Source organism: Campylobacter sp. BCW_6468 (assembly GCF_001762865.1).
GTDB lineage: Bacteria > Campylobacterota > Campylobacteria > Campylobacterales > Campylobacteraceae > Campylobacter_D > Campylobacter_D jejuni.
The window spans coordinates 153688-166734 of the sequence record NZ_MJXQ01000039.1 but is presented as its reverse complement, the minus strand read 5'-3'; the positions used below and the strand labels follow the sequence as shown (position 1 = coordinate 166734).

The window sequence follows — 13047 nt, the reverse complement described above, 5'->3', positions numbered from 1 at the left end:
AAAATATTAGGCTTTTAATGAAAATAGCAATTGTTCGTTTGTCAGCACTTGGTGATATTATACAAAGTGCCGTGGTTTTGCAATTTATCAAAAATTTTAAAAAAGATATAGAAATTCATTGGTTTGTAGATGAAAAATTTGAAGGCATACTTAAAAACCATCCTTTAATAGACAAACTCTATGCCCTGCCCTTAAAAGACAAAAAAATTTTAAAAAGCCTAAAAATTCTTCTTAAAGCAAGAAAAAACAACTATAATGCAGTAATAGATCTACAAGGGCTCATAAAATCTGCTATTGTAAGTCGAATTTTAAGTAGAAATAATTTTGGTTTTGATAAAAATAGTCTTAAAGAAAGTTTTGCTCATAATTTCTACAACCAAAAACTTGAGTTAGATTACAATGAAAATGTATTTGTAAGATACTTAAGTCTTACCTCCTTTATGTTAAATACTGATTTTAATGTCAAAAATTTAGCCTTTAAACAAGATATTTTTAGCGTAGATGAAAATTTAAAACAACTCTTAAATAATAAACTCAAACTCGACAAAAACGAAAAAAACATACTCATACATGTGGGCTCAAGTGTAGAAAATAAAATCTATCCTAAAACCAAACTTGCTATACTTTGCAAACTTTTAATCAATGAATTTCAACAAGCAAAAATTTGGCTCGCTTGGGGAAATGTAAAAGAATACGAATTTGCCAAAGAGATTTTAAATCTTAGTGGTATTGATGAAACACATATAGAATTAGCACCAAAATTCAGCCTTGAAGAGCTAATGGCTTTTACAAAAATGATGAATCTTATCATAGGAAATGATAGTGGTCCAACACATTTGGCTTTTGCTTTAAATAAGGCATCTATTACGATTTTTGGTGCAACACCAAGCTACCGCAATGCTTTTCAAACTCATATCAATAAAATCATTGATGCAGGTAAAAAAATCCAAAATGCCAAGCATATCGATAAAAGTGATTTTTGTATCACGCGTATAGAAGAAGAAGATATCTTCAAACTTGCCAAAGGCTTACTTAATGAAAAATAGTGATAGAATATATCTTAGTCTTTATTATATTTTGAAATTTTTTGTTACTTTTATGCCTGAGTGTATCTTGCATTTTTTAGCTTTGATTGTAGCAAGAATCACTTTTTATCTTAACAAAAAACATCGCAAAATCATCGGTACAAATTTGCAAATCTGCTTCCCTCAATACACTCAAAAAGAACGCGATAAATTGTCTTTGAAAATTTATGAAAATTTTGCTCAATTTGGAATTGATTGTTTGCAAAATCAAAACACTACCAAAGAAAAAATTCTCAATAAAGTAAATTTCATCAATGAAAATTTACTTATAGATGCTCTAGCTTTAAAGCGTCCTATTATCTTCACAACTGCACACTATGGAAACTGGGAAATTTTAAGCCTTGCTTATGCAGCTAAATATGGTGCGATTGCCATAGTAGGGAAAAAGTTAAAAAGTGAAATTATGTATGAAATTTTAAGCCAAAGTCGCACCCAATTTGACATAGAACTTATCGACAAAAAAGGCGGCATAAGACAAATGCTAAGCGCTCTAAAAAAAGGGAGAACTTTAGGAATTTTAACCGATCAAGACTGCGCAGAAAACGAAAGCGTAAGATTAAAATTTTTTAACAAAGAAGTGAATTATCAAATGGGAGCAAGCCTTATCGCACAAAGAAGCAATGCTTTGATCATCCCTGTTTATGCCTATAAAGAAGATGGTAAATTTTGCATAGAGTTTTTTAAAGCAAAAGATTCTCAAAATGCAAGCTTAGAAGAACTGACACTTTATCAAGCACAAAGTTGCGAAGAAATGATTAAAAAAAGACCTTGGGAATACTTTTTTTTTCATAGACGCTTTGCAAGTTATAATAAGGAAATTTACAAGGATGCAAAATGAATCTAAAGCAAATAAGTGTTATTATCATCGTAAAAAATGCAAAACAAACCTTGCTTGAATGTTTAAATTCTTTAAAAGATTTTGATGAAATTATTTTACTTAACAATGAAAGTAGTGATAATACCCTAAATATAGCTAATGAATTTAAAAAAGATTTTGCTAATTTGCACATTTACCACAGTGCTTTTATAGGTTTTGGAGCTTTAAAAAACCTTGCTTTAAGTTATGCAAAAAATGATTGGATTTTAAGCATTGATGCTGATGAAGTGCTTGAAAATGAGTGTATTAAAGAGCTTAAAAATTTAGAACTTCAAAAAGATAATATCATCGCACTTAGTCGTAAAAATCTCTATAAAGGCGAATGGATAAAGGCATGTGGTTGGTGGCCTGATTATGTTTTAAGAATTTTTAATAAAAATTTCACTCGTTTTAATGATAATTTAGTACATGAAAGCCTTGTTTTGCCAAGTAATGCTAAAAAAATTTATCTTAAAAATGGATTAAGGCATTATGCTTTTAGAGATATTTCCCACCTAATTGACAAAATGCAGTACTACTCAAGCCTTTGGGCAAAACAAAATATACACAAAAAAAGTGGTGTTTTAAAAGCAAATTTAAGAGCTTTTTGGACTTTTTTTAGAAATTATTTTTTAAAAAATGGCTTTTTATATGGTTATAAGGGTTTTATAATTAGCGTTTGCAATGCCTTAGGGACTTTTTTTAAATACATGAAATTATATGAACTTCAAAAGCAAAAGCCAAAAACTTGCGCTTTAATAATAACAACTTATAATCAAAAAGAACGCCTTAAATTAGTGCTTGATAGTGTTAAAAATCTAACCTTTTCACCCAATGAAGTTTTAATCGCAGATGATGGTAGCAAAGAAGATACAGCAAGGCTTATTGAAGAATATCAAAAAGATTTTCCTTGCTCTTTAAAACACATTTGGCAAGAAGATGAGGGTTTTCGCGCTGCAAAAAATAGAAATAATGCCATTAGGGTTTCTAAAAGTGAATATATAATTTTAATTGACGGTGATATGATTTTAGAAAAAGACTTTATAAAAAATCATTTCGAATTTGCGAAACGCAAAGTAATTTTACAAGGCTCAAGAATAATTTTAAACGAAAAAGAAAGCGAAGAAATCTTAAAAAATGATGATTATAGTTTAGCTTTTAGCAAAAAAGATTTTAAAAGCTATAAAAATTCTTTTTTAGCCAAAATTATCTATAAAATTTCAAAAATAGATCAAAAATTTTTTAATACCAAAGAAATAATAAAGGGAAGTAAAACCTGCAATATGAGTTTTTTTAAAGCCGATTTTGATGAACTTGATGGTTTTAATGAAAATTTTATTGGTTGGGGTAGAGAAGATAGCGAATTTGTTGCTAGATTTTTGTTTAATAAAGGTATTTTTAGACGCTTAAAATTTAAAGCTATTGCTTATCATATTTATCACGAAGAAAATAGTAAAAAAATGCTTGAAAGTAATCATCAAATTTATTTAGATACCATCAAAAATAAAAAGATTTCTTGGAGATAAAACATGAAGAAAATAGGTGTAGTTATACCAATCTATAATGTAGAAAAATATTTAAAAGAATGTTTAGACAGTGTCATCAATCAAACTTATATTAACTTAGAAATCATACTTGTAAATGATGGTAGTACAGATGAAAACTCACTCAATATTGCAAAAGAATATACCTTAAAAGATAAAAGAATAACTCTTTTTGATAAGAAAAATGGGGGTTTAAGTTCAGCTAGAAATGTAGGTATAGAATACTTTAGTGGGGAGTATAAATTAAAAAACAAAACTCAACATATAAAAGAAAATTCTTTAATAGAATTTCAATTGGATGGTAATAATCCTTATAATATATATAAAGCATATAAAAGCTCTCAAGCTTTTAATAATGAAAAAGATTTAACCAATTTTACTTATCCTAGTATAGATTATATTATATTCTTAGATAGTGATAATTATTGGGAATTAAATTGTATAGAAGAATGTGTTATAAGAATGAAAAATGTGGATGTATTGTGGTTTGACCATGATTGCACCTATGAAGACAATATAAAAAATAAGCACAAAAAAACAAGGATGGAAATTTTTAATTTTAAAGAAGAATGTATAATCACTCCAAAAGAATATGCAAATCGAGCATTAAGTGTAGGATCTAGAGATATTTCTTTTGGATGGAATGGAATGATTGATTTTAATTTTTTAAAGCAAATTAAACTTAAATTTATAAATTTTATTATCAATGAAGATATACACTTTGGAATAATTTTGTTTGCTAGTGCTAATAAAATTTATGTTTTATCGCAAAAGTTGTATTTGTGCCGTTTAAGAGCAAACAGTATATCAAATCATGATAAGAAGATTACAAAAGCAAATGTGTCAGAGTATTTTAAAGATATATATGAAACTTTCGGGGAAAACGCTAAGGAGGCAAAAAATTATTTAAAAGCAGCAAGCAGGGTTATAACTGCTTTAAAATTGATAGAATTTTTTAAAGATCAAAAAAGCGAAAATGCACTTGCTATAAAAGAAACATTTTTACCTTGCTATGCCAAAAAAGCTTTAATGATTAAAAAATTTAAAAAAGATCCTTTAAATTTAAAGGAACAATTGGTTTTAATTAAGCCTTTTATTCAAACAAAACTTCCTTACGATATTTGGAAATTTTGGCAAAAAATAAAAAAAATATTTAATAATAAAAATATAAAAAATTAATTAATTTTTAGGTATAATCACTATAATTATAGGAGAAAATATTTTAATATGCTATTTCAATACATACTTTCATACTTTGTGAAAATAATTTGCTTATTCATCCCTTTTAGAAAAATTAGACATAAAATAAAAAAAACATTTTTACTAAAAAACATACAACGAGATAAAATCGATTCTTATCTACCAAAAAAAACTCTTGCGCAAATTAATAAATACAACAATGAAGATTTAATTAAACTTAATAAAGCTATTATAGGTGAGGAGCATAAAGGATATTTTAATTATGATGAAAAATCTAAAGATCCAAAATCTCCTTTGAATCCTTGGGCTTTTATACGAGTAAAAAATGAAGCTATTACCTTAAAAGCTTCTCTTGAAAGTATATTGCCTGCTATCCAAAGAGGTGTTATAGGATATAATGATTGTACCGATGGAAGTGAAGAAATAATTCTAGAATTTTGCAAACAATATCCTTCATTTATACCAATAAAATATCCTTATGAAATTCAAATTCAAAACCCAAAATCAGAAGAAAATAAACTCTATAGCTATTATAATTATGTTGCAAGTTTTATACCAAAAGATGAATGGCTTATAAAAATAGATGTGGATCATTATTATGATGCAAAAAAATTATATAAGAGTTTTTATATACCTAGAAAAAATTATCATGTAATTAGTTACTCTAGGATAGATTTTATATTTAATGAAGAAAAATTTTATGTTTATCAGAATAAGGAGGGGGAGATTTTAAAAGCTCCTGGAGATTGTTTAGCAATACAAAACACTAACTTATTTTGGAAAGAAATACTTATTGAAGATGATACATTTAAGTGGAATACTGCAAAAAATAATATAGAGAATGCAAAATCATATGAAATTTTAAAAGTTAGAAATAGAATTTATTTTACTACAGAACTTAATAATTATCATTTTCCATTTATAAAAAATTATAGAAAAAATGATTATAAGCAGTTAAATTGGGTTAGCTTAGATGATTTTATTAAAAATTATAAAGAAAAATTAAAAAATCAAATAGATTTTAAAATGCTAGAATACAAAACATTAAAAAAAGTGTACAAAAAGCTTACATCTTCAACAAGCGATAAAATTTAAATTGGATTTTTTTAAAAAAAATATTGATTTTAAAACAAAGAACATTTCGCTTGCTTGATAATGAGTATTTTTCAATTAATAAAAAATACTCAATTAATTTAAGCAAAGTTAAGTTAAAATTGTAATTATATTGCATCTTCTTTAGAAGATATAGAACATTATCTTGTTCTTGTATATTTGTTTTTATATTTTGCAATGTTAATGTTTTGGTTATAGAGAAATTATTTATTTGATAATTGTATAAATTTTTACTCAAGTGAAATATAGTATTTGAAATATTTATCAAAGGGTAGTATAATAAAACATCTTCAGCCATATTTATTTTAGCATTTTCTAGCGATATTAAACCAACAGCCTTGAGATATAATTCTTTTTTTATAACTTTTGCCCACACTGTCCAAAATAAATTTTTAGTTTTTAATAGTTCTTTTAAAAAATCTTTTTTTGCATAACATTTTTCTTGAAAATTCAACTTTCTTTCTATTTTATTATTATTTTCCAATACAAATGCATTAAAAAATAATAAATCTATTTCATTGTTTTTTAAAATTTTCATACATTCTTCACAAGCATTAAGTTCTAAATAATCATCAGGATCTAAAAACATTATATAAGGAGAGTTTGCTACTTTTACACCTTCATATCTAGCTCTTAAAAGTTTTAAATTTTCTTCATTATGTATGATTTTTATTCTATCATCTTTTTTGGCATATTCTTTAGCTATATCTATACTTTTATCACTTCCACAATCATCAACTACAATTATTTCTATATTTTTAAAAGTCTGATTGATACAACTTTCTATTGCCCTTGCTATATATTGTTCCACATTATAAGTTGGTAAGATGATTGAAATTTTAGACATGTTTATTCCTTACTTTATTATAATTTAATTATAACATAAAACCCATTTTGATAAAATCATTAAAAATAAATCTTGATGGAAAATAATTATGAAAAAAGTTATTATTGCTGGAAATGGGCCAAGCTTAAAAGAAATTGATTATTCAAGACTGCCAAATGATTTTGATGTATTTAGATGCAATCAATTTTATTTTGAAGATAAATACTATCTTGGTAAAAAATGCAAAGCAGTATTTTACAACACCATCCTCTTTTTTGAGCAATACTACACTTTAAAACATTTAATCCAAAATCAAGAATACGAGACAGAATTAATCATGTGTTCTAATTTTAATCTAGCTCATATAGAAAATGAAAATTTTTTAAAAAACTTTTATGATTATTTTCCTGATGCTCGTTTGGGATATGATTTTTTTAAACAACTTAAAGAATTTAATGCTTATTTTAAATTTCACGAAATTTATTTTAATCAAAGAATTACCTCAGGAGTCTATATGTGTGCAGTAGCTATAGCTCTAGGATACAAAGAAATTTATCTTACAGGGATTGATTTTTATGATAATGGGGGGGGGTATGCTTTTGATACCAAAAAAGAAAATCTTTTAAAACTAGCCCCTGATTTTAAAAATGATCGCTCACACTATATCGGACACAGCAAAAATACAGACCTAAAAGCTTTAGAATTTCTAGAAAAAACTTACAAAATAAAACTATATTGTTTATGTCCTAACAGTCTTTTAGCAAATTTTATACAACTAGCACCAAATTTAAATTCAAATTTTATCATACAAGAAAAAAACAACTATATTAAAGATATACTCATACCGTCCAAAGAAGCTTATAATAATTTCTCAAAAAATTTTAATCTTCCAAATAAACCTAAACTTAAAGAAAATATTTATTTTAAGATTTTACAAGATTTATTAAAATTACCTAGTGATATAAAGCATTATTTCAAAGGAAAATAAATGAAAGAAATAAAAATACAAAATATAATCATAAGTGAAGAAAAAGCACCCTTAGTCGTACCTGAAATAGGCATTAATCACAATGGCAGTTTAGAACTAGCTAAAATTATGGTAGATGCAGCCTTTAGCGCAGGTGCTAAGATTATAAAGCATCAAACCCACATCGTTGAAGATGAGATGAGTAAGGCCGCTAAAAAAGTAATTCCTGGTAATGCAAAAATAAGCATTTATGAGATTATGCAAAAATGCGCTTTGGATTATAAAGATGAGCTAGCACTTAAAGAATACACAGAAAAATTAGGTCTTGTTTATCTTAGCACACCTTTTTCTCGTGCAGGTGCAAACCGCTTAGAAGATATGGGAGTTAGTGCTTTTAAGATCGGTTCAGGTGAGTGTAATAATTATCCGCTTATTAAACACATAGCAGCCTTTAAAAAGCCTATGATAGTTAGCACAGGAATGAATAGTATTGAAAGTATAAAACCAACTGTAAAAATCTTATTAGACAATGAAATTCCCTTTGTTTTAATGCACACGACCAATCTTTACCCAACCCCGCATAATCTTGTAAGATTAAACGCTATGCTTGAATTAAAAAAAGAATTTTCTTGTATGGTAGGCTTAAGCGACCACACAACAGATAATCTTGCGTGTTTAGGTGCAGTTGCACTTGGAGCTTGCGTACTTGAAAGACATTTTACTGATAGTATGCATAGAAGTGGCCCTGATATAGTTTGTTCTATGGATACACAGGCTTTAAAAGAGCTTATTATACAAAGTGAGCAAATGGCTATAATGAGAGGAAATAATGAAAGCAAAAAAGCAGCTAAGCAAGAACAAGTTACAATTGATTTTGCCTTTGCAAGCGTAGTTAGCATTAAAGATATTAAAAAAGGCGAAGTTTTATCTATGGACAATATCTGGGTTAAAAGACCTGGACTTGGTGGAATTAGTGCGTCTGAATTTGAAAATATTTTAGGCAAAAAAGCATTAAGAGATATAGAAAATGATACTCAGTTAAGCTATGAGGATTTTGCGTGAAAAAAATCCTTTTTATAACAGGTACTAGGGCTGATTATTCTAAGATTAAATCTTTAATGTACAGGGTGCAAAACTCAAGCGAATTTGAACTTTACATCTTTGCAACAGGAATGCACTTAAGCAAAAATTTTGGCTATACAGTTAAAGAGCTTTATAAAAATGGCTTTAAAAATATTTATGAATTTATAAATTATGATAAATATTATCAAACTGATAAGGCTTTAGCTACTACAATTGATGGATTTTCAAGGTATGTAAATGAGCTAAAACCTGATTTAATCGTAGTACATGGAGATAGAATTGAGCCTTTAGCAGCAGCTATTGTTGGAGCATTAAATAATATCTTAGTAGCGCATATTGAAGGCGGAGAGATTTCAGGAACTATTGATGATAGCTTACGCCACGCTATATCAAAACTAGCACATATTCATTTAGTAAATGATGAGTTTGCAAAAAGGCGTTTAATGCAGCTTGGAGAAGATGAAAAATCTATTTTTATCATAGGTTCGCCTGATTTAGAACTTTTAAACGATAATAAAATTTCACTTAATGAAGCAAAAAAATATTATGATATAAATTATGAAAACTACGCTTTGCTTATGTTTCATCCTGTTACAACTGAAATTACAAGCATTAAAAATCAAGCAGATAATTTAGTAAAAGCACTGATACAAAGTAACAAAAATTATATTGTTATTTATCCAAATAATGATTTAGGTTTTGAATTAATCTTGCAAAGCTATGAAGAACTTAAAAATAACCCTAGATTTAAGCTTTTTCCATCGCTTAGATTTGAGTATTTTATAACTTTGTTAAAAAATGCTGATTTTATAATAGGTAATTCAAGTTGTATTTTAAAAGAGGCCTTATACTTAAAAACAGCAGGGATTTTAGTTGGCTCAAGACAAAATGGAAGACTTGGCAATGAAAATACACTAAAAGTTAATGCAAATAGTGATGAAATACTAAAAGCTATTAACACCATTCATAAAAAACAAGATTTATTTAGCGCTAAGTTAGAGATTTTAGATAGCTCAAAATTATTTTTTGAATATTTATTAAGCGGAGAATTTTTTAAACTCAGCACACAAAAAGTTTTTAAGGATATAAAACATGCTTAAAAAAATCATTTCTTTATATAAAAGATACTCGATTTCTAAAAAATTGGTTTTAGATAATGAGCATTTCATTAAGGAAAATAAAAACATCTATGGAAAAAAACATAAGGGCTTTTTTGACCTTGATGAAAAGGCTAAGGATGTGAAATCACCCCTTAATCCTTGGGGATTTATCAGGGTTAAAAATGAAGCTTTAACCCTAAGAGTTTCTTTAGAAAGTATACTACCTGCTTTACAAAGAGGAATTATAGCTTACAACGACTGTGATGATGGGAGTGAAGAGCTTATTTTAGAATTTTGCAAGCAATATCCCAACTTCATTGCTAAAAAATATCCTTATAAAGTAGATCTAGAAAATCCTAAAAATGAAGAAAATAAACTTTACTCTTATTACAATTGGGCAGCATCTTTTATACCCTTAGATGAGTGGTTTATAAAAATCGATGTGGATCATTACTACGATGCCAAGAAGCTTTATAAGAGTTTTTATAGGATTGATCAAGAAAATAAAGCCTTATGCTACCCAAGAATTAATTTTATAATCTTAAATGGAAATATTTATGTGCAAAATAGTGGAAATTATGGATTCATAGGGGGGGGGGGATCAACTCTTGATTAAAAGAAGAAATAGTAGCTTTATAGAAAAAAGGGTTTCAAAAAAAAGCCAATGGATAGATCCTAAGGGACTTATAAAAGAACTCTACTCCGAGCAACAAGTCTTATCTCAAGGAGTGAAAATACTACAAGCTCCCCTACTTCAGTGGCATTTTCCTGCCTTAAAATACCGCCGAAACGATTACCAACAATATTTAGATATCTTGAGTTTAGAAGAATTTCAGGCCTTTCATCGTAAGAGCAAAGAGGCTAAAAAAATAGACTTTGCCATGCTAAAACGCCCTGTAATCGAGCAAATATTAAAGAAATTTCAAGGAGAGATAAAATGAGCTTAGCAATAATCCCTGCTCGTGGTGGCTCAAAGGGTATTAAAAATAAAAATTTGGTTTTATTAAACAATAAACCTTTAATTTACTACACCATTAAAGCTGCACTAAATGCTAAAAGCATTAGTAAAGTCGTTGTAAGCAGTGATAGTGATGAAATTTTAAATTATGCAAAAAGCCAAAATGTTGATATTTTAAAACGCCCAATTAGCCTTGCACGAGATAATACTACAAGCGATAAAGTGCTTTTACATGCTCTAAAATTTTACAAAGATTATGAAGATGTAGTTTTTTTACAACCCACTTCGCCGCTAAGAACAAATATTCATATTGATGAGGCTTTTAATCTTTATAAAAATAGCAATGCAAATGCCCTAATTAGCGTAAGCGAATGTGATAATAAAATTCTAAAAGCCTTTGTTTGCAATGATTGTGGCGATTTAGCAGGGATTTGTAATGATGAATATCCTTTTATACCAAGGCAAAAATTGCCTAAAACTTATATGAGCAATGGTGCAATTTATATTTTAAAGATAAAAGAATTTTTAAACAATCCTAGCTTTTTACAAAGCAAAACTAAGCATTTTTTAATGGATGAAAGCTCAAGTTTAGATATTGACTGTTTAGAGGATTTAAAAAAGGCTGAACAGATATGGAAAAAATAACCTTAAAATGCAATAAAAATATATTAAATTTATTAAAGCAATATAATATTTATACAAAAAACTTACATAGAAAATCCTAGAAGATTTTCAAGACTAAAAACCAAAGATTTTATAACCATTCCATTGGAAAACAATCAACTAGAGAGTGTGGCTGGGCTGGGGATAGAAGAATATTATGCTTTTAAATTTAGCAATATCTTGCATGAAATGGGTTCATTTTCTTTTAGCAGATCTTTTCTACCTCATTATACAAAAGTTGGAAGGTATTGTTCAATTTCCGATGGGGTTTCTATGTTTAACTTTCAACATTCTATGGATAGAATCAGCACTGCAAGTTTTACCTATGAAACAAATCATAGTTTTATTAACGACGCTTGCCAAAATCACATCAACAAAACATTTCCTATAGTTAACCATAATCCAAGCTCATCAATAACGCATTTAATTATACAAGATGATGTTTGGATAGGAAAAGATGTTTTGCTTAAACAGGGTATCACACTTGGGACTGGATGTGTCATAAGACAAAGAGCTGTACTTACTAAAGATGTACTACCTTATGCTATAGTTGCAGGAATTCCAGCCAAAATTATCAAATATAGATTTGATGAAAAAACAATAGAAAGATTATTAAAATTTCAATGGTGGAGATATCATTTTGCTGATTTTTATGATATTGATCTTAATTTAAAAATAAACCAATATCTTGACCTACTAGAAGAAAAAATCATAAAAAAAATCAATTTCCTACTATAATCCAAATAAACTTTATTTTAGAGATATTTTAGAACTAAAATCAAAAAAAATTTTTAATCTATTTTAATCTATTTTTCACCCCTACTTCCTCTCTCTTTAAAACCTCAAATAATTTTTGATGAAAGGTATCATTTTCAAAGTCTAAAGAAAGCTTTTTTATAAGTTCATTGCTTTTCTTTTTATCTCTATAATTTTGATTTAAAATTTCTTTATTTTTGTTTTCATATCTTCCATTTGGATTAAATTCATAATGATAAATGCAAATTTTAAAAACGGCTATTTTCTCACAAAACATAAAATAAATATAACAAAAAAGCACATCTTCGCCGTAACTCAAACGCTCATCTATTTTAATTTTTTCAAAACTTTTTAAGATGATATCTTTTTTAAAGCACTTCGCCCAAACCGACCAGCAAAAATGCCTTTGCTTGCTTAAGAATTCTAAAAATTCCTTTTGATTCAAAACTTCATCTTGTTTAAAACGATAAAATTGTTTGGTTTTTACCCTATGTACAAAGGCATCAAAACAAAGCAAATCAAAACCTTTTTTCATCTCTTTAAACGCTATTTCACAAGCACCAGGTGTCAAAAAATCATCACTATCTAAAAACATTATAAAATCAGAACTAGAATGCAAAACTCCTATATTTCTACTTGCAAAAGTGCCTAAATTTTCTTCATTTTGAAAGATTTTTATTCTTGGATCTTTTTTAGCAAATTCTAAAACTATATTTAAACTATTATCTTTACTTTTATCATCGATAATCAAAATTTCAATATCTTTTAAAGTCTGATTTATACAACTTTGTAAAGCCCTTGAAATAAAATCACAAGAATTAAAAAGCGGGATTATGATCGAAAGTTGTGGCATATTTTTCCTAAATTTTGTTAAAATAATAAAAACAATTCTATCA

General features: G+C 27.5%; 13 protein-coding genes and 1 pseudogene. 12 read left to right on the top strand and 2 right to left on the bottom strand.

Annotated features, from left to right (window positions below; translation table 11 throughout):
- Positions 1-17 precede the first annotated feature (17 nt).
- From waaC to AJ889_RS06460, 5 genes are read left to right on the top strand one after another with little or no spacing between them, the layout of a single operon-like run.
- Complete coding sequence (waaC, locus tag AJ889_RS06480; protein WP_002935017.1) at positions 18-1046, top strand: lipopolysaccharide heptosyltransferase I; 1029 nt, start codon at positions 18-20, stop codon at positions 1044-1046.
- On the top strand, positions 1036-1923 hold the full coding sequence (gene htrB / locus AJ889_RS06475; protein ID WP_002871713.1) for a lipid A biosynthesis lauroyl acyltransferase HtrB: 888 nt from the start codon (positions 1036-1038) through the stop codon (positions 1921-1923). Before waaC ends, htrB begins: the two co-directional genes overlap by 11 nt.
- Positions 1920-3467 (top strand): glycosyltransferase, encoded by a 1548-nt coding sequence (locus AJ889_RS06470; protein WP_002935013.1) that lies wholly within the window; start codon positions 1920-1922, stop codon positions 3465-3467. The genes htrB and AJ889_RS06470 overlap by 4 nt, the downstream gene beginning before the upstream one ends.
- Before the next feature lie 3 nt (positions 3468-3470).
- Positions 3471-4664, top strand: a complete 1194-nt coding sequence (locus AJ889_RS06465; protein WP_070293316.1) for a glycosyltransferase family 2 protein — start codon at positions 3471-3473, stop codon at positions 4662-4664.
- A 48-nt stretch (positions 4665-4712) separates the two neighbouring features.
- The gene (locus AJ889_RS06460) at positions 4713-5780 is read left to right on the top strand and encodes a beta-1,4-N-acetylgalactosaminyltransferase (RefSeq protein ID WP_002868608.1); all 1068 of its coding nucleotides are present in this window, start codon (positions 4713-4715) and stop codon (positions 5778-5780) included.
- On the opposite strand, the gene AJ889_RS06455 is transcribed toward AJ889_RS06460, so the two are convergent.
- A complete protein-coding gene (locus AJ889_RS06455; protein WP_002859246.1) occupies positions 5752-6645 on the bottom strand; it encodes a glycosyltransferase family 2 protein in 894 nt (297 codons plus the stop codon). The two genes, AJ889_RS06460 and AJ889_RS06455, sit on opposite strands and share 29 nt — an antisense overlap.
- An 88-nt stretch (positions 6646-6733) precedes the next feature.
- On the opposite strand from AJ889_RS06455, the gene AJ889_RS06450 reads away from it, so the two are divergent.
- From AJ889_RS06450 to AJ889_RS06425, 7 genes and pseudogenes are all read left to right on the top strand, one after another.
- Entirely contained in the window at positions 6734-7612 is an 879-nt protein-coding gene (locus tag AJ889_RS06450) for an alpha-2,3-sialyltransferase (protein WP_070293314.1), read from the top strand.
- Entirely contained in the window at positions 7613-8653 is a 1041-nt protein-coding gene (neuB, locus tag AJ889_RS06445) for an N-acetylneuraminate synthase (protein ID WP_032585995.1), read from the top strand.
- Positions 8650-9774 (top strand): UDP-N-acetylglucosamine 2-epimerase, encoded by a 1125-nt coding sequence (neuC, locus tag AJ889_RS06440; RefSeq protein WP_002868604.1) that lies wholly within the window; start codon positions 8650-8652, stop codon positions 9772-9774. Before neuB ends, neuC begins: the two co-directional genes overlap by 4 nt.
- Positions 9767-10309: pseudogene (locus AJ889_RS06435) on the top strand (beta-1,4-N-acetylgalactosaminyltransferase); the annotation flags it as partial. The gene neuC and the pseudogene AJ889_RS06435, both read left to right, overlap by 8 nt.
- Before the next feature lie 73 nt (positions 10310-10382).
- Positions 10383-10715 (top strand): hypothetical protein, encoded by a 333-nt coding sequence (locus AJ889_RS09450; RefSeq protein ID WP_087707738.1) that lies wholly within the window; start codon positions 10383-10385, stop codon positions 10713-10715.
- Positions 10712-11377: a cytidylyltransferase domain-containing protein gene (locus AJ889_RS06430; RefSeq protein ID WP_002935341.1), complete on the top strand. Its 666-nt coding sequence runs from the start codon at positions 10712-10714 to the stop codon at positions 11375-11377. Before AJ889_RS09450 ends, AJ889_RS06430 begins: the two co-directional genes overlap by 4 nt.
- Positions 11378-11500: 123 nt before the next feature.
- Entirely contained in the window at positions 11501-12133 is a 633-nt protein-coding gene (locus AJ889_RS06425) for a CatB-related O-acetyltransferase (protein WP_042635876.1), read from the top strand.
- Positions 12134-12191: 58 nt separating this feature from the next.
- Here AJ889_RS06425 and AJ889_RS06420 read toward each other — a convergent pair whose 3' ends face one another.
- The gene (locus AJ889_RS06420) at positions 12192-13004 is read right to left on the bottom strand and encodes a glycosyltransferase family 2 protein (protein WP_002918295.1); all 813 of its coding nucleotides are present in this window, start codon (positions 13002-13004) and stop codon (positions 12192-12194) included.
- Positions 13005-13047: the final 43 nt, after the last annotated feature.

What these genes read in the sequence shown, in the direction of transcription:
- neuB (WP_032585995.1), top strand. Translation starts at nt 7,613, where the DNA reads ATGAAAGAAATAAAAATACAAAATATAATCATAAGTGAAGAAAAAGCA.
- AJ889_RS06450 (WP_070293314.1), top strand. Translation starts at nt 6,734, where the DNA reads ATGAAAAAAGTTATTATTGCTGGAAATGGGCCAAGCTTAAAAGAAATT.
- AJ889_RS06465 (WP_070293316.1), top strand. Translation starts at nt 3,471, where the DNA reads ATGAAGAAAATAGGTGTAGTTATACCAATCTATAATGTAGAAAAATAT.
- AJ889_RS06460 (WP_002868608.1), top strand. Translation starts at nt 4,713, where the DNA reads ATGCTATTTCAATACATACTTTCATACTTTGTGAAAATAATTTGCTTA.
- AJ889_RS06430 (WP_002935341.1), top strand. Translation starts at nt 10,712, where the DNA reads ATGAGCTTAGCAATAATCCCTGCTCGTGGTGGCTCAAAGGGTATTAAA.
- AJ889_RS06420 (WP_002918295.1), bottom strand. Translation starts at nt 13,004, where the DNA reads ATGCCACAACTTTCGATCATAATCCCGCTTTTTAATTCTTGTGATTTT.
- waaC (WP_002935017.1), top strand. Translation starts at nt 18, where the DNA reads ATGAAAATAGCAATTGTTCGTTTGTCAGCACTTGGTGATATTATACAA.
- AJ889_RS06455 (WP_002859246.1), bottom strand. Translation starts at nt 6,645, where the DNA reads ATGTCTAAAATTTCAATCATCTTACCAACTTATAATGTGGAACAATAT.
- AJ889_RS06470 (WP_002935013.1), top strand. Translation starts at nt 1,920, where the DNA reads ATGAATCTAAAGCAAATAAGTGTTATTATCATCGTAAAAAATGCAAAA.
- htrB (WP_002871713.1), top strand. Translation starts at nt 1,036, where the DNA reads ATGAAAAATAGTGATAGAATATATCTTAGTCTTTATTATATTTTGAAA.